Genomic DNA, 21,480 nt, shown 5'->3' with positions numbered 1-21,480 from the left:
CCCAGCGGGGACCTGTGGACGTGTGTCTGCCATTCATGGCCAGCCCCACGAAAAACAGTCTCCCCGCCCTATTTGAGCGGTCAGCAATGAGCTTTTCCGGGAAACCCACCACCATCGTGGAACAGGCGATCGAGAACGACGGCTTCTGGCCGAACCTCTCCGTGGCCGAGTTCCAGAAGGGCTACCGCCTGCCGGCGGAGTTCCTGGGCGACCTGCTGACCGATGCTTTGTTTATCGCTATGGCCGAGGTCAATACCGACCTGGCCAAGCTCAAAGCCAGCTGGCTGGCAGCAGGCATCGTTACCGTGGAAACAGCCGATCCGATGCTGCTGCCTGAGCGTGCTTTCAAAGCCCGGCTGTACAAGCGCGCCGTGTATTGCCGCGCCAAGGCCAGCGCCCTGCAGCAGTTCGCGACCGTGACCCGCCGCGAGAGCGCCGAGAACACCGGCAAGGAAGCGCCGGAGCGTGAAGACACGTTTCTGGCGTTCAGCCAACAGGCGGTGCGCGCTCTGCAGGGCCGTGGCCGCATCACGGCGGCATTGCTATGACCAAGCTGCAGGCATTGACTGCCTACCTACTCGAACGCCGCCTGGTCGAGCCTGAACAGCTCGACAGCTGGACGGAGCAGGTCAAGCTTTCGCTGATCTGGAAACCCGACGTCGACGGCATGCACTTTGCCGACATGCACTATCGCGCCGTGATTGTCATGGAGCGCTTCGCCGATCATCCGGCCCGCATGATGGCCTTGGTCGGCAGTTGGCTGGAGAACCACGACGCTGATCGCGACCGCCACGAGCTGCCGGCGCCGGAATTCGCCGTGGAGCCGGTCGACGCCGATCTGTTCGACGTGGAAGTCACGCTGGAATTCGTCGAGCCGCAGTACCTCTCCGAAGATCCGGACGGCGAGATCCAGGCCTTTGGCAAGACCTGGGCATTTGTTCCGTTCGATCTGTGGATCGCTGAGCGCGGCGAGGTGGCCACCAATGGCGGGGCGTAGCACGTTCGAACTCGACGTGCGCGGGCGCTTGGGCGTGCGCGAGCAACTGGCGTTGCTGAGCCTGCCGCCGCAACTGCGCCGGCGACTGCTGAACCAGGTGACCAAGCGTGTGCGGACGATGAGCCGCAAGCGTCAGCGCGCCCAGCAGAACCTGGACGGGTCGGCGTTCGCCCCGCGCCAGGGCGAAGGCAAGGGCAAAAAGAAGATGGAAGCCGGCTTGGCCAAGCTGATGGTGGTCACCCGGCTGACCGCTGATGAAGCGGAATTAGGCTGGAAAAACGCCCTGACCCGATGGGTCGCCGCCCAGCAGCACTACGGCGTCAGCGAGCGACGCACCGCCGCGCAGATGCGCCGCTGGAACAAAACCCCGCCTGGCCTGGCTGCCACCGAGAAACAGGCCAAACGTCTGCGCCGGTTGGGCTTTCGTGTGCGCCAGGCGGGCAAAAAGAGCCTGACCAGGCCGTCGGTGGCGTGGATTCAAGAGCATGTGAATTACGCCAAGGCGGGCTTGCTGATCCGCATCCTGGACGACCAGCGCAGCGAGTCATCGGGCGCGCAAAGCTGGGAAATCACGCTCCCGAAACGCCAGTTCATCGGCGCCGAAACCGAACGCGAAACCAATCTCCTGATTAACCAGGTGATGCAACAAATCCTAACTTCACCCCGCTAACGAGGCACTGCATGGCACTCGGACAAGTCACCGTCGACAATCTCAACCTGGGCCAAGGGCCAGTGAGCGAGATTGAGCGTTACTTTCTTTTCATCGGCCCTGCCGGCAAGAACGTCGGGCAGTTCCTGCCCCTGAATACCGACAGCGATCTGGACGCCGCCCTGGGCGTTGCGGCCAGCGATCTGAAAACCCAAATCACCGCTGCCCGTCTCAACGGTGGTCAGCGCTGGGCATGCGTGGCCGCTCCGATCGGCGCCGAGGGCAATTGGACTGATGCGTTAGAGCAATCCCAGCAACTGGGCTACTCCGTCGAGGCGGTGGTCATCACCAAACCGGTGACTGCACCGGCAGAACTTTCGGCCATGAATGACGCGGCTATCTCGCTGAGCAATACCTATGGGCGTCGAATCTTCGTGATGGCGTGCACTGCCGGCATCACCGCCGACCAGACCTGGGCGAAGTACGTGGGTGAGCGAAAAACGATGCTGGCCAATCTCGCCGCGCCGCGTGTACTGGTGGTCCCGCAGCTGCACGGCAATGATCTGGGCGTGTTGGCTGGCCGCTTGGCCAACGCTTCCGTGAGCATCGCCGACAGCCCGATGCGTGTGGCCACTGGTGCGGTGCTGGGTCTTGGCCCGGTGCCGATTGATGGCGAAAAAATCTCCTTGCCCTCGGCTGTGCGCTCTGAACTGGATCGGGCGCGGTACTCGGTGTCGCAAACCTATCCGGACTATCCGGGCGTGTATTGGGGGGACGGCAACATGCTGGACACCCCGGGCAGCGACTTCCAGGTCGTCGAATACCTGCGCATCACCGACAAAGCCGCTCGCCTGATTCGGGCGCTGCTGATCCGTCGCGTGGCCGATCGCCGCTTGAACAACACCCCAAACAGCATGGCCGTCAACACCAACCAGTTGATGGCTCCACTGCGAGCCATGGCCAAGTCCGTCACGTTCGCGGGCCAAGTCTTTCCCGGCGACATCGAGCCGCCGAAGGACGGCGACCTGGTGCTGACCTGGTTGAGCAAAACCAAGGTGGTCGCCTACTTCAAGCTCAAACCCCTCAACTGCCCGAAAGACCTGGCGGCGAACATCGCCTTGGATCTTTCCACCGATAAAACGGAGTAACGCGCCATGGCGAAGATTGGCGGCAAGAACTTTGACGTGAACCTGGGCGACATCGCGCTGCACGTCGAGAGCTGCACCCTGGACATTACCGACAACTCGGCGGTGGCCCAAACCCGTGGCGTTCCGGACGGCTACGTGGACGGCGATGTTGCCGCCGCCGGCGAACTGGAACTGGACAGCACCAATTTCAACCTGCTGGTGGACGCCGCCCGCTCGGCAGGCAGTTTTCGCGAGCTGAAACCCTTTGACTCGGTGTTCTTCGCGAAGGCCGGCGAGGACGAGGAAATGCGTGTGGAGGCATTTGGTTGCCGGTTGAAGGTGTCCAGCCTGCTGTCGATCGACCCGAAGGGCGGCGAAAAGAGCAAATACAAGGTGCCGTTTGATGTCACCAGCCCGGACTTCATCCGCATCAATGGCGTTCCCTACCTGGCCGCTGCTGAAACCGAGGGGCTGCGCTAATGGTGGACTGGTTCGACCGTGCCCAGGAGCTGGAGCAACGCCAACGTGACCAGGCGATCAAGGCGCAGCTGCAGACGCCTATGCCGGTCGGGCCAAGCCTGACCCATTGCCAGGACTGTGACAAAGAGATCCCGCCGGCACGCCAAGCGCTGGGCGGTATGACGCGGTGCGTTCCGTGCCAGACGGACGTTGAGAAGAGTAAACGCCGATGACTACTGAAACTTCGCGTCTGGGAACGCTGGAGCGGCAACTTGCCGTGATCGAGCACCGCATGAACGAGTTTGAAGGCCGTCACGAAACCGTGCCGACTCGTGTGACCAAGCTTGAGCAGCAATTCGAAAACATGACTGGCCAGCTCAAGGAACTGAACAAAGGACAGCAGGCGTTGACCCTTGCGGTAAACGTGATCGGCTCCAAAGTCGGGCGTTTGCTGACCATCCTGACGCTGGTTGGCGCTGTGCTGCAGATGGTCGTGCCGGCGCTGTTGCGTGTGTGGTTCCCATGAGCCTGCGCGGGCGGATAGCCGCCGGTTTGATCGCGCTGGCCAGCACGCCGCTGGTGATCTTCTTGGGCACCTGGGAAGGCAACGGTCAGAACACCGTTTACGCGGACAAACTGGCCGGCGGGCTGCCTACGGTGTGCAAAGGCATCACCCGGTTCACCAGCCCGTACCCAGTCGTGGTCGGCGACTACTGGTCGCCTGCCAAGTGCGCCGAGGTGGAGCAACTGGTGATCCGCAAAACGCAGCTGCAGCTGGCCGAGTGCATCACCAACCCGAACGTGGGCCAGAACACGTTCGACGCCCTGACCAGTCACGGCCACAACTTTGGTGCGGCCAGCACCTGCGCCAGTAGAGCGGTCGCGCTGATTAACGCCGGTCGCATCGCCGAAGGCTGCAAAGCCCTGGCTTGGGCGCCGGACGGCAAGACGCCGGTGTGGGCCTTTGTGACTGACGCCAACGGCCAGAAACGCTTTGTACCAGGGCTGCACAACCGGCGGCTGGCCGAGGTGGGAGTCTGCCTGAAATGACCATTTCACCTTTCAAGGCCGCACTGTTCGGGATGCTCATTGCCGCCCTGGTGCCCTTGTATTGGTTTATCCGGCTGGTGGATCAACGCGACGACGCGCTGGAAGACCTGCGAGGCCTGAACACTGAGGTGGTCGGCCTGCGCCAAGCGGTACGCATCAGCGGTGAAATGCTCGCCGAGCGGGATGCGATCGACCAACGAAACACCAAGGAATTGACCGATGCACGCACTGAAAACGAACGCCTGCGCCGCGCTGTTGGCGATGGCACTGGCCGGCTGTACGTCAGCGCTACCTGTCCCGCTTCCGGATCTGTGTCCGCCACCGCCGGCACCCCCCGCGTGGCTGATGCAGGACGCGCCGAACTCGCAGCAGACGCTCGACAGGATTATTTCACCCTCCGAGATCAACTCGCCCTAAGCCGGCAAATGATCGTCGGACTGCAGCAGTACGCCCTGGACGTTTGCCGGCGATCGCCGGCGCTCTCGACCAACCCTTTACCCAACCTCAACAAGTGAGTCATCCAATGAACGAACAGAACAAAGAAATCACCCTGGAAGTCGGCGAAAACGAATTTACCTTCAATCTGACGCCGGCGGACGTGACCAAGTATTTCAACGCTCTGACCCAAACCAACAAGGTCGCCCCGGGCAACAACCTGTTGATGAACACCGTCAAGCAGGAAGAAAAAGCCACGCTGAAATCGATCCTGGCCAACCCGGTGATGGTGATGCAAATCGCCGGCGCGCTGCTGGAGGAATACGCACCCAATGTTGAGGTGATCGTAAAAAAGCGCTCGAGCACGCTGAGCGCCTGAGCGAAAACGGCCTGGGCCAGCTGATGGCCCTGACGCACCGCTGGCTACCTGGTGTCGAACCCACGCCCGAGGCGATGGGGATGGCCAAGTGGCTGGAGGACGAACACTGGAGACGCATGGAATTTGCCGTAGCTAACGGCATTGCCATTGCGCTGAACGGGTAACGACATTGGCAGACCGTAGCGCCAGCCTGGCTTTCATTCTCAGCTTGCAGGACAAGGTCACTGCGCCCCTGGGCAAGGTGAAAATGGGTTTTGCCGAGCTTTCCGATCAAAGCGAAAAGCACATCAAGACGATCGGCCTGGGCTTGGGCGGGCTGACGGCGGGCGTGGTCGCCATCCGCGAATCCATGGAACCGGCGCTGGAGGTCAACCGCGCCCTTGGCGACGTGCGATCGCTCGGCGTGGCTGAGGATGCTCTGTCCGCGCTGAACAGCAAGTCGCTGGAGTTCGCGGTGAATTACGGCGAGAACGCCAAGGACTTTGTAGCGTCCGCGTACCTTATTGAGGGCGCCATCAAAGGCTTGGCCGGCAACCAGTTGGCCACCTTCACCAACACCAGCAACCTGCTGGCCAAGGCCACCAAAACCGACGCCGAAACCATGGGCGAATACGTCGGCACGCTCTACAACCTGCAGAAGTCCCAAGCCGATGCGATGGGGAAGGGCGCGTGGGTGGAAAAACTCGGCGGTCAAACGGCGCTGGCGGTGCAGCTGTTCCGCACCAGCGGCGCGGCCATGAAAGACGCCTTCAAGGAAGCCGGAGCGATCGCCACGACGTCCGGCGTCGACCTGGCTGAACAGATGGCGGTGATCGGCACACTGAGCAGCACCATGGAAGGCGGCGACGCCGGCGGACGCTACAAGGCGTTTTTCGAAAACATCGGCGCCGCCTCGGAAAAGCTGGGGATGAAGTTCACCGACCAGCAGGGAAAGATGCTGCCGATGATGACCATCCTGGACAAGCTCCAGGGCAAGTTCGGCGACCTGACCAGCGCGTCCGCCGGTGCCAAGCTGCTGGAGGCTTTTGGCGGCGAAGGTGCCCAGGTGATTGGCGCGCTGGCCAAGGACACCGATCGGCTGCGCAACGGCATCGAGCAACTGGGCAAAGTGCGCGGGTTGGAGAACGCCGAGCAGATGGCGCGGGCGATGGTCGATCCCTGGCAGCAATGGGCATCCCTGGTCGAGGTCATGCGAACCGTGTTTGGCCAGGTGCTGATCCCGGTGCTGTCGCCGTTCATGACCAAGATGGTCGACATCGGCAAAACCCTGGTGCGCTGGTCGCAGCTGTTCCCGAACATCACCCGGGTTATCGGCATCACCGCGTTGTCGATCATGGGCATTGTTGCGGCCATGTCAGCGCTGACCATGGCGGTGGGCATCATGCGCATGACCTGGCTGGGCATGCTGACCGTGTGGAAAGTCTTCCAACTGATGGGGCTGCGCACCGTCGCAGTGTTCATTCTGCAGAAGGTTGTAATGCTGGCTTACGTGGCCGTGATCTACACCCTGAGCGCCGGCCTGGCCGTCATTCGCGGGGCCATGATGTTGTGGCAAGGCGCGATTTGGCTGGTCAACGCGGCGCTGTTGGCCAACCCGGTGGTGTGGATCGTGGTCGGGATCGTTGCCCTGGTCGTTGCGATCGCCGCAGCCGTCTTCTACTGGGACGAATGGACGACGGCGCTGATGAATACCGCCGCGTTCCAGGCGGTGGCCGAGACGTTCCAGAAACTGTCCGACTGGTTCAATTCCATGGGTGGCTGGTCAGGCATGGCCAAGGCCGCGTGGGACAGCATCGTCGGCATTTTCACCAAGGCCGTTAACGGCGTGATCGAGCTGCTGAACAGCATCCCCGGCGTAAACATCGAAGCGCGCTTCGGCGCTATGCCCGAGGTGCCAGGCGTCGACGCCGCTGCCAGCGCTTCCGACACCGCCAACGCCGCGCAGAAAGCCCAACAGACCATCAATGCGGCGATTCCAAGCCTGTCGCCGGCACGTCCGTCTGCAGTACCGCCGGGTGGCCTGCTCACCAGCATTCAGAACAACAACAGCACCCAGAACAAGGGCACGCATGTGGAGAACGTGAACATTCACACCGGCAAGCAGATGACGCCGCTGGAAATGGAAAACATGGTCGCGATGGCGGTGGGTGGATGAGTGAGTACGTGGATCTGCTGATCGTCGGCAACGACCTGGCACTTGATCCGTCGCACCAGCCGCTGCTGGTCGACGACCGCGCCTGCATCGCCCAGGACATCGCGCACATGATCCGCGACAGCGGGCTGCTGGTGACGCTGGTGGCTGAGCGCGACCGCCTGCGTCAACGCGATTGCGTCCAGCAGATGGAACTGCTGGTGGAGGACGACGTGCGCCTGGTGCCCGGGACGGCACGCATCACCGAGCAGGCGCCTGGCGTGTACCTGGTCACCGCCAAAACCATCAAATTCGGATCGATTGAGGTCAGCCTGTGAGCATCGATTTTAAAAAGGTGATCGCCGATGCCGGCATCCCGACCACTGAGGCGGCATTGAAGGCCGAGTGGGAAAAGGAAGTTGAAGCCCAAGGCGCGAAAGTGGCCAACACCAGCAGCTATTCGCCGTTCTGGCGGGTGATGACCGCGCTGGTGACCAAGCCCGTGCTGTGGCTGCTGGATTTTCTGTGCATGACCGTGCTGCCCAACTTCTTTGTGAAAACAGCGGTCGACGCCTGGCTGGACACGCTGGCATGGGCGGTCAACGTCGAGCGTAAAGGTGCGACCAAGGCCCAGGGGAAATTGCTGTTTACCCGCGCCGTTCCGGACGGCGTGCTGCAGTTGGAAAAGGGCATTGTGGTGCAGTCCGCCGCAATCAACGGCAACGTCTATCAATTGGTGACCACGGCGCCGGCGACGTTCCAGCAGGGCCAGCTCCAGCTGGACGTCCCAGTCGAGGCGATCGAGGCCGGCAGCGGTTTTAATCTGGCCCCGGGTTACTACGCGATCCTGCCGGTGCCGATCCCCGGCATTGTCCAGGTGGTGAACAAAGACGGTTGGCTGGCTTCGCCAGGTGCAGATCCGGAACCCAACGACCAGTTGCGTCTGCGCGTGCGTAACCAGTTCTCGGCGGTTAACCAGTGGCACACCGACGCGGTGTATCGCGCCATGATTTCCGCCTTCCCGGGCGTGCGTCCGGATGGCGTGTACTTCGAACACGGCGCGCCCCGTGGCCCGGGCAGCGCAAATGCCTACATTCTGTTTGATGCCGGCGTGCCGGCGGACACCTACCTGCAGCAAATCAACGCGCATATCCGCGACCAGGGCAACCACGGCCATGGCGACGATCTGCTGGCCATGGTCATGCCCGAAGTCCCGGCGACCGTGACGCTGTGGCTGTGGCCCAAGCCCAACTTGAGCGCCGAGCGAATCAACGCCTTGGTGAAAGAGGTCGAGCTGTTCGTGCGGGCGGCGTTTCGCGAAAGCACGGCCACCGACTACCAGCCGACGCTGACTTATCCACAGTCGCGATTCAGCTATAGCCGCCTGAGTGAAGAACTCCACCAGCAGTTCGCCGATATCGCTTCCCTGCGCTTTCTACCGGGTCAGGACATCATCAGCGGGCTGAACATTCCGCGCCTGGGCCAGTTGAAGGTGACGGCGCAATGATCAAGTTGAAATTGCCTTTCTGGCTGGGCGGCACCGAGCTGGCAAAGTTGTTGGCCGCTGCACAGTCCTGGTGGGAAACCGTCTCCGGGTGGCTGCGCTGGCCCTATTCGCAGATCGATCCCGACACCTGCCACCTGAGCATCCTTGAGTTGTGGGCCTGGCAGCGTGACGTAACACGCTTCGCCGGCGAGCCGGAAAGCCTGTTCCGGTTGCGCGTGAAATACGCCTTCGTCAACTCGGTTGATGCCGGCAGCACCGCCGGCATGAAACGCATTTTTGAGCGCCTGGGCGTCGGCTACGTGGAGATCGAGGAGCGTCAGCCCGACCGGGATTGGGACGTCGTGCTGTTGAAGTTCAGCAACGCGCAACTATCGCTGAACCCGGAGCTGCTGCGCGTGCTGATCCAGCAATACGGTCGGACCTGCCGGCGCTATGACTTCGTGACCATCACCCCCGTGGGCCTGCAAGTGGGCCTGATCGACTTCAACGACGACCAGCAGACGCTGGTCGCCAGCCTGTAGGAGCGCAAAGTGAGCGCCAGTATTACGTTGGCCGGCGAAGGCCAAATCGCCCTGAAACAAAGCCAGAAAAAGTCCCTGGTTATCACGAAATTCATTTTCGCCAACGTGCCCGGGCTGGCTACCGAAGCGCCGGTGGATCGTGCTGCCGGCAAGCCGCCGGCGGGCCAGATCGTGCACACCTACGAGATTCCCGAGGGAAACAGCGGTTTTGTGAACCCCAACCAGATCGTCTACAGCGCGCAGCTGGGGTCGGACGTCGGCGATTGGGACTTCAACTGGGTCGGCCTCGAGGATGCGGACGGTTTGCTGTTCGCCGTGTCCTACGTGCCGCTGCAGCAGAAGCGCAGGAACATCCCGCCACTGCAGATCGGCAACAACGTCACCCGTAACTTTCTGGTGGCGTTCGACGGTGCCCAGGCGCTGACCGGCGTAAAGATCGATGCCAGCACCTGGCAGCATGACTTCACTGTGCGCCTGGCGGGCATCGATGAACGTCAGCGGCAGATCAATGGTGATGTCTATGGCCGAGCGTGCTTCTTTGGCGCCGGCTTCAAAATTGATTGGGTTAACGATTCGTTCCAGATGAACCCAGGCGGCGCCTATATCGCGGGGATTCGTGTCGTGCGGTCAACCCCGTTGAAGATCGAGCCGCCGAGCTACCCCACAGTGGCCTGGCTTGACGTCGCCCTGAAACGTGAACTCAACGACGTTGTGGCCAGCTACACCATCGTGTTCGGAGCCGATCGCACCGATTACACCGACAGCGCCGGCGTTGGCCACTACAGCGTTCCCCTCGCTGAGATTCCCAACGCTTCCATTGCACTGGATATGCGCGTGGCCGAGCCAATCGACGCTTCGCTGATTACCTACCTTGCAGCCAGGAACGGGGACTACCCGCGCTTGCGTGCCCGAGGCACCAAGAAAGAAGACGTTGGGCTGAGCAATGTCCCCAACGCAATCAGCGACGATCCGGGAACCAACAGCAGCCAGATCATTGCTTCAACCGCCGCGCTGAACAAGCTGCAGCAACAAGTCGGCGACTCGATGACCGGGATGGTCGCCGCGTTCGATATGACCAGTGCGCCGCCGGGATGGTTGAAGTGCAACGGCGCCGCCATTTCGCGAACCACTTACGCAAAGCTGTTCGCCGTGATCGGCACCCGCTACGGCGCCGGCGACGGCGTGAACACCTTCAACGTGCGCGATATGCGCGGCAAGTTCATTCGAGCTTGGAGCGACGGCGGCACCGTCGATGCTGGCCGGGCGCTGGGCAGTGAACAGGCCAACCAAAACCGCGCGCACGCTCACGCCGCGTCAACTGCCGGAGCAGGTGCCCACGGTCACGGCGGGCATATCGACGCCGCCGGCTGGCATGGTCACTCGGCCTGGACGGCAGGCGCTGGTGAAGGAAATACCCAAATTCTGATGGGCAACCAAGGCATCAACGTCGGCGGCAACCTTGCCGGATCGGTGATGGGTTCCAGCTCCGGCGGAGCCTTCTGGCGAGAGTTCGGAAGCGCCCACGCTGCACACACCCACGCCGTCGGCATCAATGGTGACGGTGTACACACCCACGGCCTGAACATCTACGCCGACGGCCACCACGTTCACGGTGTCACGGTTGCCGCAGACGGGGGCAATGAGTCCCGTCCGGACAACGTGGCATTTCTCGTCTGCATCAAATACTGAGCGCCTGTATGAACCGAAAAATCGTCTATCAAACCAATTCCTTCGGACGCTACGTCGGCACGACTGAGGCGGAGGCTTGCCAGCTAGAACCCGACGTCTTTCTGATTCCCGCAGGCTGCGTCGAAATCCCGCCTCCGGAAGAACCTGAACACAAGGCTGCGTGCTGGATTGATGGAAAGTGGCAACTGCTGGATTTTTTCCAGGGCGTAACCGCGTACAACATCAAGACCGGTGAGTCGCTGACGCTCGACGGCTTCGCGCCGATGCCCAGCGGCTACACGCTCAAGCAGCCAAAGCCGCTTCAAGTCTGGAAAAACGACCACTGGGTTGACGACACCGCTGCGATTCTGGCTTCGCTAAATGAGCAGAAAAAGCAGGAAATCAACCAGGCGTGCACCAAGTACACCGAATCCGGGTTCGTTTCCCAGGCGCTGGGCTGGCCATTTCATTACGACAGTGAACTGGTCGATCAAATCAATTTGACCGGTTCCATCCTCTCGGGCCTGGCCGCCGATATCGCGTGTACTGACATGGAGCAGCACAAGGCTTTCAGAACCCACACCGCCGAACAATTGCGCGATGTTGGCCAAGACCTTTTCCGTTTCAAGCAGGCGGCGCAATTGCACGCCGAAAACCTGCGCCAAGCGCTGGCCAAGGCGTTCAACGAACAAGACAGCAAAGCGATGGACGCCATCAAATGGACGCCGCCAGCATGACTTGGTCACCGGTGACGATGCGCTGGCCGGAACAGGCCACGCAATGGATGGGCGGCCTGACTGCCGCCAAAGATCTGGCCACGGGCGAGCTGGCCAGTACCGCCCAGCGGCTGGCGGGCCTGGAAGGTTTGGCCAGCACCAACCCGGGGCCGGTCGGTGATGCGGCGAAAAACGCCATTGAGACAGGACGGGCCGCGCTGGCCGAACAGTTGGGCCAGGTGCCGTCGTGCCTGGTGGTGACGCCGTTTCAGAGCGGCATCGGCCAGGGCAAGGGCTACCAGCGTTTCCTGTCGGCGCCGAACGTACTGGAACACCTGGCCAATAAACTGGAGGACGCCACCGACTCGGGCCGTCCGATCGGGCCGCAATATGCACTGTCGATTCTGTTCCTGGGGACGCGCCTGGAACAGTTGGCCAGCGGTCTGTCGCGCTTCAATGCGTTGCTGCCGATCGGCGACTTGGTGCGAACCGAGCAGCGCGCCCAGCACCTGCTGAAACTTGAGAGCGACAAGTGGGAGATCCCCGGCGCCGGCCCGTTGCCGCGCTGGCAAGGGCTGCCCCTGGAGCGCTGCACGGTGGTCAAGGCTGCCAAGCAATCGATGGCCGGCCAATTGGCCGTGCTGGAAGGCTACGCCGCCGACAGTTCGCCGCTGGGCGATCTGGCTGCGCTGGCCGCTCGAAAAGCCGCCCAGCAACAGGGGCGGGATCAACAATTGGCAGACCTGAAAGACCTGCTGGGCGGGGGCAACGCCGATGTCAGCATACGGGCGCGCCTGATCGGCCCAGGTAATGCCACCAAGCTACGTCAGGAGCTGCTGAGCGGCGATGCCCCCGGGCATGAGTGGGTGCAATGTGCCGGCCTGCTGCTGGTGGGCACCAAGGAAGGGCTGAGTTTTGTACGGGAGCTGGTGGGCCTATGACGCTGTTGCTCGACGGGCAAAAAGTCCAAGGGAAGAACCTCAAGGTCACCGGCAATCTGCGCATCGAAAGCGGCGACATGTCGGGGCAGACCAGCAACACCGACAAAGCCCACAAGGGGTTCAAGCCCAAGACGCTGGCCGTGTCGCTGATGATCCCCTTTGTTGATCGGGTGCAGTTGACTGACCTGATGCGCATGGCCGAAGCCACGGCGAGCGGCGGGGAGTTGCATCTGTATCGCGTCGTGAACGACACCGCCGAAGCGTTCGGCGTGCGTCAGGTCGAATTCTCCGAAGGCGTCAGTGCCCGCGAGGCCGACAGCCTGAAAGCCTGGCTGGTGCAGTTCACGCTGAGCGAGCGCGAATCGAACCCGGAAAAGGTCGAGGGGCGGCGTGCCGGCAATAAGGTCGACGCCCAGGGCGCCCCGGGCAGCACGGTCGGCGAAGGTGGTAGCAGTTCCGGTTCGGGCGACAACCCGGAACTGAGCGGCTTTGAAAAGGTGCTGGGACGTGTGGATAAGTGGCTGGGCGGGAGTGAGCAGAAGTGAAGCTGCACAAGGTTCTGGCCATCAATGGCGCGCCTGTTCCCCTGGTCAAGGAAGACGTTCGGCTGGACGCCACCAGTCCAGGGCGGGCGAATTTCACCGTTCAGTCTGCCGAGCCGCTGAAAGGGTTGGTAACGCTGGACATCGGCTACAACGACCGCACGCTGCAGCGCCACTTCATCGGCTACGTCGAGCGTTGCACCGCCGCCAATTCCAAAGAGCAGGTGCTGTTCTGCCGTGAGCTGGCTGCCGTGCTGGCCAACCCGTTGCCGCTGAACCTGCGTCACGTTGATCTGCGCGCCGTGCTGGCTGCCATCAGCGAGCAGACGGGGCTGCGCTTTCGCGTTCCTGATCGTCCTTACGCCGGCGTGAAGGCGCCGTACTTTTACAGCCTTGCCGCCGGATACCAGGCGATGGACAGCCTGGCCCGGGTGTTCAGTATTCCGGATTTCACCTGGCACCAGCTGAGCAACGGCGAAGTGTTCGCCGGCAGCTGGGCCGACGGCTTTTTTGGCGCCCGGGCGGCGCTGCAGATCCCCACGGAGCTGTTCGACGGCTACCAGGGTAACCAGAGCGCAATGGTGGCGGCCCTTCCTGGGTTACGACCAGGTGCAACGATCAACACCGGCGAGCGTGTCACCAGTGTGGCGCTCGCCAATGACCAGATGGCCATACGATGGAAGACGCAATCCGCCGCGCTGTAGAGCGCCAATTTCCCGAACTCACCGGTGGCTATCACCTGCCGCGATTCGCCCAGGTCATCGCCGTGGCCGATGCGCCGGCGGACGCTGGACTGTGCGACGACTTCCGTCCGCGCTACGCCGTGGACATTGTTGTTCTCGGCCCGGACGACGAGCCAGATCCGGCCATCCCGCCGCTGTCCGGCGTCCCCCTGCCACTGCCCACCGGTGGCGAGGAAATGGGCATTTACGCCTTTCCGGAGGAAGGCACGCGGGTGGTGGTGTGTTTCGCCTACGGCCTGCCGAACAAGCCCTACATTCAATCGATCTTGCCGCATGGCCTGAGCATGCCCAAGGTGCCGAGAGGCGACCAGGTGTGGCAGCACAGCGGCGCTGCCCAACAGCGCGTCGATGCCGACGGCAACTGGCTACGCCAAACAGACGGAAAGATCCGGGATCAGGCCATCGAACGCGAGGTTGAAGCCCTGGACAACCGCGAGCAGTTCCAGAGCCATACGCGGGCGGTCGATGACCATTCGACCGAGACGGTGGGTGGTGTGAAAAAGATCGAGGCACTGGGCGCGCTTAAGTTGTTGTCGGGTGGATCCGCGAGCCTGGCGGCGGTGGACGATCTGCACCAGGCTACCGGCCGGGATCTAAACCTGGTCGTAGGGCAGACGCTCAACGCCACAGTGGGCGGTGACATGCACGAGCGGATCGAAGGCTTGCGTCGAGTTGTTGCCGGAGAAAGTCAGCGGATGCATGCGCCGAAAAATTGGATCGGCTCAGATGCGGTGAATCTGTTCCAAATTGTATGTGACACGCTTGATCTATTGCAGTTAATGAACTCACAGCTTGCGGCCCATACGCATGGGCCAAGTCCCGTTCCTTCGAACGCAGCAGCATTCACGGAACAGGCGTCGCAAGCGAATAAATTCGGAGCAACCTTAAAGGCCATTACACTCTAGGGTTGATATAGGCGCAGTCCTAACTAAGTTTGGATAAATTATGCTCAGCCAATTTATGTCACTGACAGGGTCGTAGTTGTCTGATAGCTCCCTTATGATCTTCATGCTTGGGACGTTATCTGCTGTAGAACGAAGTTGTGCCAAAGCCCTCTCGTGCTCTCCGGATTTTCGAAGTTTTTCTGCGAACGCCAATCCCAGTCCAGCTTCCAATTTTTTTGTTACTCTGAAACCACTGGGCTTGAAACGAGTCGAGTAATATTTTTTGAAAATTTCTTCATGCTGAGAACACGACCAGTCCGTATCCGTGCCAGTTATCGTTTTCAATATCAAGATTTGAATGGAAGGCGCATCACTTATTTTATGGTCCTGTTTTGATATTTTTATATTTGGTCTGAATTGCTCGGGCACGAAGCAGAAAAATAAGGATGCCAGTGCGACTAGTGATGTGCGTTGATCAATGCTAAGTTTACTTTTCATGGAGAAGCCTATTTCAATGACCTCTCTCACGTCATACAATTTGCCGTTGGGGTAGCTTCCCAAATAACCGTCAAGCAACTCAACATAATTTATAAAATAGAAGCTGAATGAATCCTTTCCAAGACCATCAACTCGGCTGATCCAGGTCGATGGGCACATTCTCATTCTGGCAAGATTCGGGTTCTCAATATCGTAATCGCACGGTTCACGATCGATTTTCTCTTGCTTGTTTACATATTCTTTTATTACAGACCGTACCAATCTGGTTAATCCCTGCATCGTCAACAGCAGCTTGTCGTCAATGAGGGCAATCTCTCCTGCACCCGCGCCTGCTATATGATGGAATTCTTTGGGAAGCGCTTTAAGTTCGTGTACGTACTTTGAACGGGTGTTGTATAAATTTGCTAACGCGTCTATTAAATCAGCCTTACCTATAGGGCTTTCTTGCAGTGCAGCATTTGCACCGAAGTAGTCAGGCGGCAGATTGCTCAGAATGAAATGTTTAAATTTCTTTGTAAGAGATAAATGCTCGCTTTCGACAATTGCGGCTTGTATTTCTGCACGAACATCCTTATCAAGTCCCTCAATAGCTTTTTCCAGCCTTTGTCTTTTTCGCTCCTCAACATCCTCCCATGTAGATGTGTACTCTCCGACGTCTTTTACCAGTGCCTCAATCGCCATGACGAGCAGGGTATATGCCAAATCTAAATTTTCACTCAAGCGATGGATGGCGGTAACATAGGTTCGAATTGCCTTTATGACTTTTAAATATTTTTGCCTGGGAAGTCCTAACAGTTCAGAGCTGAATTTCTCAAGATCGCGAAATTCCTCCCTCGCGACATGAATATTGCTGTCATATATTCTTCTCACTATTTTTTTAGGAGAGGTAAGACCAGGTCGCGGGGTTTCATTTAAGAGTCTATTAGCAAGCTCTACATCGGGAGTGCAAATGACATTCATTGCAAAAGATATTACGTCGGAAAAATCACCTAGATATACATCGATTGAGTTCGATACAAGTATACCTGGCCCAGTTCCGTGATATTCAATATGCTCAACGATTTCACAAGACATGACGTTTGGTCGTCGACGCATAGAGGTTGCGTATATTTTTCCGAAAGCAGTTTCAATACTTTCTTCACCATAGACATCCATGTTCGTATAAAGCACGCCTCGCAAGAGGTTCGTGTGCCCAGTCGGATTTGTAAACAGCTTGCCAGTACTTGCTTGCAGCATACGATGTCCTTTTCTGTTGGCGTTTTCGTATTTCACTCAGCACATGTTGACCCCCGCCAGACTATATGAACCATTTGCTTCACCCCTGTCTACACCACCACGACTGGGCATAGGCACACCCGTCGATCATCTCTATTCCACTGATAACGAATCCTGTGACTGACATCCCTGCCAAGGTCGCATCCAGCAGCGGCGGAAGCGGATCGGGATCAAGCGGCATTCCCACCTCACAGCGAGCAAGATTCGACGCTCGCCCTAATTCCGTACTCATCGTCGAGTTGATCATCACATTGCCCTGGATCGCGGGATACCGACGCCTTTCCTGTGCAGTGAGCGGTACGCCAAGTAACCGCATCGGAGTGACCAGCAAGTGCATACAGGCGCCCTCTAACCTTCGTTCTTGATGTCGTGCAGAGTTTCCATTGCGAAGGCTAGGGCGGCGTCGGCCAGCTCCAGGAAGTCGCATAAATCCACCGAGTCGATGACCCGCGCACGGTGCAAGTCGTGGGCCTCAGACAGGAGCGCCTTGTGATGTGCGCCCGGTTTCGCCAATAAGGCTTCTCTGTCTTGCAGGAGCATTCGCCACCTGACCAATGCAGCACCACCGCTAGGGATATCACTCTCAGAAGTTTGGTTCATTCCGCACCTGAGTCTCAAAAAATACTGTATATACAGACAGTATATCCGGCGGGCATATGTCAGTGCATCGCCACGCGACTGGTGGTCAATATCTCGATCGCGTGACCGCCAATCATCCGGTCGGGATCGCTGGCGGGAAAATTTGCGGCTTCAAGAAAAAATCTGCTGATAAATCACTTATCCCCCTCCCGCCGACGGGCTCTGCGTCCGTTTTTAATGCAAGCCCTGGAGTAGTGACAACGATCCTCCAGCCCATGCCGGCTGTGGGGCTTGGCAGGCGATAGGCCATTTCACTGAGTGCAAAGCTTTGAAGGTAAGTGCAGCGCGGTTGCATGTCGACATGCTGCGCGGTCACGGAGGGGTGGCGGCCAAGTGCCCGGTTTCATTGGGCGAAAATTTTTAAGACGCGGGTTTCTGTGAGTTTTCAAAATCGTGCAGATTCATTGTTTGGGAGGTATTGGCTGTGAATGGGAAAGGCTGGATTCTCTGCAAGCTACGATAGACGGGGACTGTGGTGTTTTTGGTGGATTTCACAGAGTTGAATACGATCAACGATCTGGTTCGCCTCAATTCGACCGATTCCTGCCTTATAAGAAGGTAATACTATCGCCTTCGTATCGCTAAATATCGCCTTTCCCCAGTAGACCTGGAGGCCTCAATCGACAGGGTCTCCAGCTGATTTTCGTAGCTGAGATTACAAATATTACAGTTTCTTTTGACCCAAACTTATTTTAGAAATGTCAGCGCAGCGGGCCGGTCAAGCGTTCACGCTCGTCCTCAGATAAAAGCTCGCGAGCTTGAATCTCAAGTGACACATAAATCAGTGCATGCATGACTCCGCAAAGGTAGGCGAGGCTGCCATTCAACGATGAACGACCTGATGCGGTGATTAGGGCGTCTCGGCATTTATCGGATTTGGTTTGATCCGGCTCTAATTCGTGAGCCATCAAATTTCTCAGCTTGTTCAGCTGATTCACCATCCCCCAAAAATGCTCGGTTCCCGAATTCATGGGCATAAAAGACCTGGCCAATCCGACTATTTGCTGAAAAGTGAGTCGCAAACCGCGAAGGTGATCGGGATTTCGCACTGACTTGTAGCAGAAGTCCCGGATTACCCCCTCAATCAACAAGTGAGCTTTCAAGACTGCGGCTTGCTCATCCAGTTCTGTGGAGAAATGCTTGCTGAAAAGGTCCCCATGGGTTTTTAGGAACTGCGGACCTTCAAAATTCTCATCGGTGGGAGTAGCGGACATTGGAAACGGCCCTCAAAACGGCCCCCGGAGTGGGGGCGCGGGATCTCAGCTAAGCTGAAACCCTTGAAATGATTGAAGCGGGTGAAGGGAATCGAACCCTTGTTATCAGCTTGGGAAGCTTGGTCAAGCTTCCCATTATAATATAATCGAAATGAACTTATGCTTTTGGAGAATATAAAGTAGTCGGATAATTTATCCCGCCATTATTTCATCAAGAAGATCTTCTTCTTGTATTTCGTTGTTGATGTCTGTAGCTGCTTTCTCCAAGACTTGAATGGTCGAGCTTTGAATTGTCTTAAGCATGCTCCAAATATATTCATCACCAAATCCATTGAGTATGGATCGAATGCTTAAACTAAGCTTTTCATTTTTTTCAGGTGTATCATAACCATCCAGTTGGGCGGCTTTAGAGATTTTGTGAGAAGTCATGTGGGCGCACTGATTAAAAATCGCTAGTGGGAATGCGTCTGCGATCTCTACGTAGAGTTCGCAAGTTGCAGCGCTAGGTCTAGTGAAACTTTCAATCCGGAAGCCTTTCACATCTAAAGCGGCGCTCGGCATTATTTTGTCTAGGAATCTAATAAGTTCGTTGCTGTCGTTGTTATCGATTAGATTGCTGATTTTATTCAGCTCGGCTGGTAGGTAACCAAGAATATAATACTTAGAGTACCGCAGACGGTCGATGGTTTTAAGGAACTGGAGTACATGTTCCCATTGACGGTAATTCTTTATGATCGACGCATAGATTTTTGCAGATTGTGCTTCAGATAAGTCGCGGATAAATGCAGCTGCGTGATAATCCAAGATGCTTTTGTGAAGGTAAGTAACTGTGTCAATTCCTTCCTCCAGCATTAGACAGGCGACTTTGATAATGTCCTTGCGAAAATTTTCATTCTCGCATGTATGTTCTTTTGTAAACTTTTTTGCGGCGTCAAAGGCTTTGTTGAAATTGCCGTTGCTCATAGAGCGGCCAGCCTTATTTTGAACTGCCATAAAGCAAAATGCTTCGAAAAACCGTTTCAAACGACTCTCTGATAAACCGCTATAGTGTTGCCTATTGAAACCTGCTTTCAGCTTATCGTGTCTGGTGAAGACTACTCCAAACAGCTTGTCAAAAAAGTCAGAAAGGGAGGAGGGGATTTCTTTTTCAGTCTGATAGATCATAACCACTAAAGTGAGCATTAGTGGCGTGTTAACCAAACCTTTGATGCTCTCCGCGCAGTCTTTAAGCGCTGTTACCACATCAAATCTTTTTGCTGGGGATGTGATAAGTTTCGCAACAAATGGGTCGTAGTCACTTTTTACTAATGGTACTAGTTTTACCACTTTGAATCCCGAGGAATTTTGGATGTGGCTTCTCGGTCGGCTAGATACAATTATTTTTAATGTTGGGTATTTTCTTTGAATTACTCCAAGCTCTAACAGTACGTCTGAAATGCACTCATCGGGTATTTCGTCAAATCCATCTAGGATTAGTACGATTTTTTCAGAGGACGCTAGGTACTCTAAAGTCGCTGGAGTGAAATTTATACTGATGGAGTCAAAGTAAATCGATATCGAATCCATGAGTGAGCGTTTGGGAGTGATAGAGCGTAATTCGATAAATACTGGAATTGTTGTAGGTGAAGGACTCGCTAGTGCAGAGGCTGCGAGGTATCGCATGAATATGGACTTGCCCTGTCCAACAATTCCCTCGATCACCAAATTTCCATTCGGGAGGTCTTGAATAGAGTTGATTTTAAGTTTTTTTGTTAAGTGCTGTATTCTTGATGGGTAATAAAAATTTTTCAGTGGTGTTTCGTCCTCGCCCGACCAAATTGTTTTCACCTTGTCAAGTTCTGCTAAGGTGAGTGCGATATTTTTTATACCTTCATCAGTAGACCATTTCGACAGGCCTTCCTGAACTTTTCCCTTTGCGCCGTTATATAGATCAGAGACTATCGGTCTTATAAGTGCTGTTAAAGCTACTGACGTCAGAGAGGTGGCAACCATAAACGTTCCTTATTTTTTGACTCCAAAATGCAAGGGTAACAGTCGTCGATTAAAAAAAGCGACTGTCAGAGATGGTTGAGCGGTTTCGGTTGTCAGAAATTGGTTCGGAATTTTGCTTGTGGTGTTGAAATGCGCGAATTGATGGAGCGGTGGTTGTCGTACCATTGCTGCTGATTCATTCCGTTCCGCTCCAGTCGAGAGTTGGGCCGACAGGACCTGATGACAGCTTATCGGAGCCATTGAAAATGCGGGCCACAAGCTAGTCCTTTTCCGAATTTCTCAATCGTGCCAAGCCCTGATGGATAAACCCCGCATTTTCCCCAATTCGCTGAAGCGCCACGCGCGCATTCTCTCCTACGGGCTCGTAGCCCTGCTGCTCGACTAACAACACCAATTCCATCAACGCTGCTTCGAGGCCCAGCTGATTTTCGTACATTTTTTCGAGGACAACGGTAAGGGAATATTCGCTGGCCATGCATTCGACTCCGTTCGTAAAGCTGGAAGCATAGCAGGGCGTCTCAGAGCCTGATTTCAGTTCGAGGCTGGGAGAAAGGTAATTTTGGTAAGCCGATGCGAGAAATGGGCTGCAGCCCTTATAGATCGTGGCTTCAACCAATTACCTTAGAAGGTAATATTTGGTAAGGCGGGAGGTAATATTTTCTTAAGTGGCTGATTTTAAAAGGTTTTATTGGTTGGCAAAATTACTACGGCTAAAGGTAATTTTCTAACCTTTTTCTTACCCTATTATTACCTTTCAAGAGTTTGCCTAACCTACTGAATTAATTGCGTTTATCTGGATATAAAAAAGAAAATTACCAAAATTACCTTTTTCCCAGGGGTCAACCTGAAAACGGGGTAAGGCATAAGCGCGGAGATCGGCCTGCCTTCCACGCACGCGGTTTAACTCTCACAAAACTCGCCTGAACCAACGATAAACAGTGCCGGGATTGGAGCCGAAAACCGATGCTTAAAATTTGCTAAAGCCGTCGACAGAAGGGATGGGAGGAAAAAGGAGGAAAACAGAACTGGTACGCAACTGGTACGCAGGTTAGAGGTCAGGCGTTTGGGCCTTTATTTGCGGGAGGTAAAGAAGAAGTCAGTCCGATCCATCAT

At 56.9% G+C, this 21,480-nt stretch carries 26 protein-coding genes; 21 read left to right on the top strand and 5 right to left on the bottom strand.

Translation table 11 applies throughout. The features are described 5' to 3' along the window. The first annotated feature begins 86 nt into the window (after positions 1 to 86). Genes OC71_RS25565 through OC71_RS25465 form a run of 21 tightly spaced genes read left to right on the top strand, consistent with a single transcriptional unit; the run spans position 87 to position 14,770 of the window. On the top strand, positions 87 to 548 hold the full coding sequence (locus tag OC71_RS25565; protein ID WP_041074604.1) for a head completion/stabilization protein: 462 nt from the start codon (positions 87 to 89) through the stop codon (positions 546 to 548). Next, entirely contained in the window at positions 545 to 997 is a 453-nt protein-coding gene (locus OC71_RS25560) for a phage tail protein (RefSeq protein ID WP_041074602.1), read from the top strand. Before OC71_RS25565 ends, OC71_RS25560 begins: the two co-directional genes overlap by 4 nt. Further along, positions 984 to 1,667 (top strand): virion morphogenesis protein, encoded by a 684-nt coding sequence (locus OC71_RS25555; protein ID WP_041074600.1) that lies wholly within the window; start codon positions 984 to 986, stop codon positions 1,665 to 1,667. Before OC71_RS25560 ends, OC71_RS25555 begins: the two co-directional genes overlap by 14 nt. Positions 1,668 to 1,678: 11 nt before the next feature. Then, positions 1,679 to 2,794 carry a DUF2586 domain-containing protein gene (locus OC71_RS25550; protein WP_041074598.1) on the top strand — a complete coding sequence of 372 codons (1,116 nt, stop codon included), beginning with the start codon at positions 1,679 to 1,681 and terminating at the stop codon, positions 2,792 to 2,794. A gap of 6 nt (positions 2,795 to 2,800) precedes the next feature. Next, a complete protein-coding gene (locus tag OC71_RS25545) occupies positions 2,801 to 3,253 on the top strand; it encodes a phage protein (protein ID WP_041074596.1) in 453 nt (150 codons plus the stop codon). Further along, complete coding sequence (locus tag OC71_RS25540; protein ID WP_041074594.1) at positions 3,253 to 3,465, top strand: TraR/DksA family transcriptional regulator; 213 nt, start codon at positions 3,253 to 3,255, stop codon at positions 3,463 to 3,465. The genes OC71_RS25545 and OC71_RS25540 overlap by 1 nt, the downstream gene beginning before the upstream one ends. Further along, the gene (locus OC71_RS25535) at positions 3,462 to 3,758 is read left to right on the top strand and encodes a hypothetical protein (protein WP_041074592.1); all 297 of its coding nucleotides are present in this window, start codon (positions 3,462 to 3,464) and stop codon (positions 3,756 to 3,758) included. The genes OC71_RS25540 and OC71_RS25535 overlap by 4 nt, the downstream gene beginning before the upstream one ends. Beyond that, positions 3,755 to 4,282: a lysozyme gene (locus OC71_RS25530; RefSeq protein ID WP_041074590.1), complete on the top strand. Its 528-nt coding sequence runs from the start codon at positions 3,755 to 3,757 to the stop codon at positions 4,280 to 4,282. The genes OC71_RS25535 and OC71_RS25530 overlap by 4 nt, the downstream gene beginning before the upstream one ends. Next, complete coding sequence (locus OC71_RS25525) at positions 4,279 to 4,797, top strand: lysis protein (RefSeq protein WP_052510623.1); 519 nt, start codon at positions 4,279 to 4,281, stop codon at positions 4,795 to 4,797. Before OC71_RS25530 ends, OC71_RS25525 begins: the two co-directional genes overlap by 4 nt. A gap of 8 nt (positions 4,798 to 4,805) precedes the next feature. Next, on the top strand, positions 4,806 to 5,096 hold the full coding sequence (locus OC71_RS25520; protein ID WP_041074588.1) for a putative phage tail assembly chaperone: 291 nt from the start codon (positions 4,806 to 4,808) through the stop codon (positions 5,094 to 5,096). A 23-nt stretch (positions 5,097 to 5,119) separates the two neighbouring features. After that, on the top strand, positions 5,120 to 5,260 hold the full coding sequence (locus OC71_RS28410; protein WP_041074587.1) for a hypothetical protein: 141 nt from the start codon (positions 5,120 to 5,122) through the stop codon (positions 5,258 to 5,260). Positions 5,261 to 5,265: 5 nt separating this feature from the next. Continuing rightward, positions 5,266 to 7,251: a phage tail tape measure protein gene (locus tag OC71_RS25510; RefSeq protein WP_041074585.1), complete on the top strand. Its 1,986-nt coding sequence runs from the start codon at positions 5,266 to 5,268 to the stop codon at positions 7,249 to 7,251. Next, a complete protein-coding gene (locus OC71_RS25505) occupies positions 7,248 to 7,565 on the top strand; it encodes a DUF2590 family protein (RefSeq protein ID WP_041074583.1) in 318 nt (105 codons plus the stop codon). Before OC71_RS25510 ends, OC71_RS25505 begins: the two co-directional genes overlap by 4 nt. Further along, positions 7,562 to 8,734: a baseplate J/gp47 family protein gene (locus tag OC71_RS25500; RefSeq protein WP_041074581.1), complete on the top strand. Its 1,173-nt coding sequence runs from the start codon at positions 7,562 to 7,564 to the stop codon at positions 8,732 to 8,734. The genes OC71_RS25505 and OC71_RS25500 overlap by 4 nt, the downstream gene beginning before the upstream one ends. Then, positions 8,731 to 9,255, top strand: coding sequence for a phage tail protein (locus OC71_RS25495; RefSeq protein ID WP_041074579.1), 525 nt, complete (start codon positions 8,731 to 8,733; stop codon positions 9,253 to 9,255). The genes OC71_RS25500 and OC71_RS25495 overlap by 4 nt, the downstream gene beginning before the upstream one ends. Before the next feature lie 9 nt (positions 9,256 to 9,264). Beyond that, positions 9,265 to 10,944: a phage tail protein gene (locus OC71_RS25490; RefSeq protein WP_041074577.1), complete on the top strand. Its 1,680-nt coding sequence runs from the start codon at positions 9,265 to 9,267 to the stop codon at positions 10,942 to 10,944. A gap of 8 nt (positions 10,945 to 10,952) precedes the next feature. Continuing rightward, complete coding sequence (locus tag OC71_RS25485) at positions 10,953 to 11,660, top strand: hypothetical protein (RefSeq protein ID WP_041074575.1); 708 nt, start codon at positions 10,953 to 10,955, stop codon at positions 11,658 to 11,660. Beyond that, complete coding sequence (locus OC71_RS25480) at positions 11,657 to 12,580, top strand: hypothetical protein (RefSeq protein WP_041074633.1); 924 nt, start codon at positions 11,657 to 11,659, stop codon at positions 12,578 to 12,580. Before OC71_RS25485 ends, OC71_RS25480 begins: the two co-directional genes overlap by 4 nt. Then, entirely contained in the window at positions 12,577 to 13,125 is a 549-nt protein-coding gene (locus OC71_RS25475; protein ID WP_041074573.1) for a hypothetical protein, read from the top strand. Before OC71_RS25480 ends, OC71_RS25475 begins: the two co-directional genes overlap by 4 nt. Beyond that, positions 13,122 to 13,826 carry a hypothetical protein gene (locus tag OC71_RS25470; RefSeq protein WP_041074571.1) on the top strand — a complete coding sequence of 235 codons (705 nt, stop codon included), beginning with the start codon at positions 13,122 to 13,124 and terminating at the stop codon, positions 13,824 to 13,826. The genes OC71_RS25475 and OC71_RS25470 overlap by 4 nt, the downstream gene beginning before the upstream one ends. After that, a complete protein-coding gene (locus OC71_RS25465; protein WP_041074569.1) occupies positions 13,799 to 14,770 on the top strand; it encodes a hypothetical protein in 972 nt (323 codons plus the stop codon). Before OC71_RS25470 ends, OC71_RS25465 begins: the two co-directional genes overlap by 28 nt. Here the strand turns inward: OC71_RS25465 and OC71_RS25460 are convergent. The 5 genes from OC71_RS25460 to OC71_RS25440 all read right to left on the bottom strand — a co-directional run bounded on the left by OC71_RS25460 (position 14,750) and on the right by OC71_RS25440 (position 20,842). Next, a complete protein-coding gene (locus tag OC71_RS25460; RefSeq protein ID WP_041074567.1) occupies positions 14,750 to 16,483 on the bottom strand; it encodes a hypothetical protein in 1,734 nt (577 codons plus the stop codon). The genes OC71_RS25465 and OC71_RS25460 overlap by 21 nt on opposite strands. Before the next feature lie 387 nt (positions 16,484 to 16,870). Then, the gene (locus OC71_RS25455) at positions 16,871 to 17,062 is read right to left on the bottom strand and encodes a hypothetical protein (protein ID WP_052510622.1); all 192 of its coding nucleotides are present in this window, start codon (positions 17,060 to 17,062) and stop codon (positions 16,871 to 16,873) included. A gap of 800 nt (positions 17,063 to 17,862) precedes the next feature. Further along, on the bottom strand, positions 17,863 to 18,375 hold the full coding sequence (locus OC71_RS25450; RefSeq protein WP_041074564.1) for a hypothetical protein: 513 nt from the start codon (positions 18,373 to 18,375) through the stop codon (positions 17,863 to 17,865). Positions 18,376 to 18,567: 192 nt separating this feature from the next. Next, positions 18,568 to 20,367, bottom strand: coding sequence for an NACHT domain-containing NTPase (locus OC71_RS27305; protein WP_084234303.1), 1,800 nt, complete (start codon positions 20,365 to 20,367; stop codon positions 18,568 to 18,570). Between the two features lie 259 nt (positions 20,368 to 20,626). Continuing rightward, entirely contained in the window at positions 20,627 to 20,842 is a 216-nt protein-coding gene (locus tag OC71_RS25440; RefSeq protein WP_041074560.1) for a hypothetical protein, read from the bottom strand. Positions 20,843 to 21,480: the final 638 nt, after the last annotated feature.

This window comes from Pseudomonas sp. W15Feb9B, assembly GCF_000828175.1.
Classification (GTDB): Bacteria; Pseudomonadota; Gammaproteobacteria; order Pseudomonadales; family Pseudomonadaceae; genus Aquipseudomonas; species Aquipseudomonas parakoreensis.
This window is presented reverse-complemented; position numbering and strand designations above follow the sequence as displayed.

Bases quoted from the DNA above. Each gene is read 5' to 3' on its own strand.
- OC71_RS25565 (WP_041074604.1), top strand. From the start codon at position 87: ATGAGCTTTTCCGGGAAACCCACCACCATCGTGGAACAGGCGATCGAG.
- OC71_RS25560 (WP_041074602.1), top strand. From the start codon at position 545: ATGACCAAGCTGCAGGCATTGACTGCCTACCTACTCGAACGCCGCCTG.
- OC71_RS25555 (WP_041074600.1), top strand. From the start codon at position 984: ATGGCGGGGCGTAGCACGTTCGAACTCGACGTGCGCGGGCGCTTGGGC.
- OC71_RS25550 (WP_041074598.1), top strand. From the start codon at position 1,679: ATGGCACTCGGACAAGTCACCGTCGACAATCTCAACCTGGGCCAAGGG.
- OC71_RS25545 (WP_041074596.1), top strand. From the start codon at position 2,801: ATGGCGAAGATTGGCGGCAAGAACTTTGACGTGAACCTGGGCGACATC.
- OC71_RS25540 (WP_041074594.1), top strand. From the start codon at position 3,253: ATGGTGGACTGGTTCGACCGTGCCCAGGAGCTGGAGCAACGCCAACGT.
- OC71_RS25535 (WP_041074592.1), top strand. From the start codon at position 3,462: ATGACTACTGAAACTTCGCGTCTGGGAACGCTGGAGCGGCAACTTGCC.
- OC71_RS25530 (WP_041074590.1), top strand. From the start codon at position 3,755: ATGAGCCTGCGCGGGCGGATAGCCGCCGGTTTGATCGCGCTGGCCAGC.
- OC71_RS25525 (WP_052510623.1), top strand. From the start codon at position 4,279: ATGACCATTTCACCTTTCAAGGCCGCACTGTTCGGGATGCTCATTGCC.
- OC71_RS25520 (WP_041074588.1), top strand. From the start codon at position 4,806: ATGAACGAACAGAACAAAGAAATCACCCTGGAAGTCGGCGAAAACGAA.
- OC71_RS28410 (WP_041074587.1), top strand. From the start codon at position 5,120: ATGGCCCTGACGCACCGCTGGCTACCTGGTGTCGAACCCACGCCCGAG.
- OC71_RS25505 (WP_041074583.1), top strand. From the start codon at position 7,248: ATGAGTGAGTACGTGGATCTGCTGATCGTCGGCAACGACCTGGCACTT.
- OC71_RS25495 (WP_041074579.1), top strand. From the start codon at position 8,731: ATGATCAAGTTGAAATTGCCTTTCTGGCTGGGCGGCACCGAGCTGGCA.
- OC71_RS25485 (WP_041074575.1), top strand. From the start codon at position 10,953: ATGAACCGAAAAATCGTCTATCAAACCAATTCCTTCGGACGCTACGTC.
- OC71_RS25480 (WP_041074633.1), top strand. From the start codon at position 11,657: ATGACTTGGTCACCGGTGACGATGCGCTGGCCGGAACAGGCCACGCAA.
- OC71_RS25475 (WP_041074573.1), top strand. From the start codon at position 12,577: ATGACGCTGTTGCTCGACGGGCAAAAAGTCCAAGGGAAGAACCTCAAG.
- OC71_RS25465 (WP_041074569.1), top strand. From the start codon at position 13,799: ATGGAAGACGCAATCCGCCGCGCTGTAGAGCGCCAATTTCCCGAACTC.
- OC71_RS25460 (WP_041074567.1), bottom strand. From the start codon at position 16,483: ATGCTGCAAGCAAGTACTGGCAAGCTGTTTACAAATCCGACTGGGCAC.
- OC71_RS25455 (WP_052510622.1), bottom strand. From the start codon at position 17,062: ATGCTCCTGCAAGACAGAGAAGCCTTATTGGCGAAACCGGGCGCACAT.
- OC71_RS25450 (WP_041074564.1), bottom strand. From the start codon at position 18,375: ATGTCCGCTACTCCCACCGATGAGAATTTTGAAGGTCCGCAGTTCCTA.
- OC71_RS27305 (WP_084234303.1), bottom strand. From the start codon at position 20,367: ATGGTTGCCACCTCTCTGACGTCAGTAGCTTTAACAGCACTTATAAGA.
- OC71_RS25440 (WP_041074560.1), bottom strand. From the start codon at position 20,842: ATGGCCAGCGAATATTCCCTTACCGTTGTCCTCGAAAAAATGTACGAA.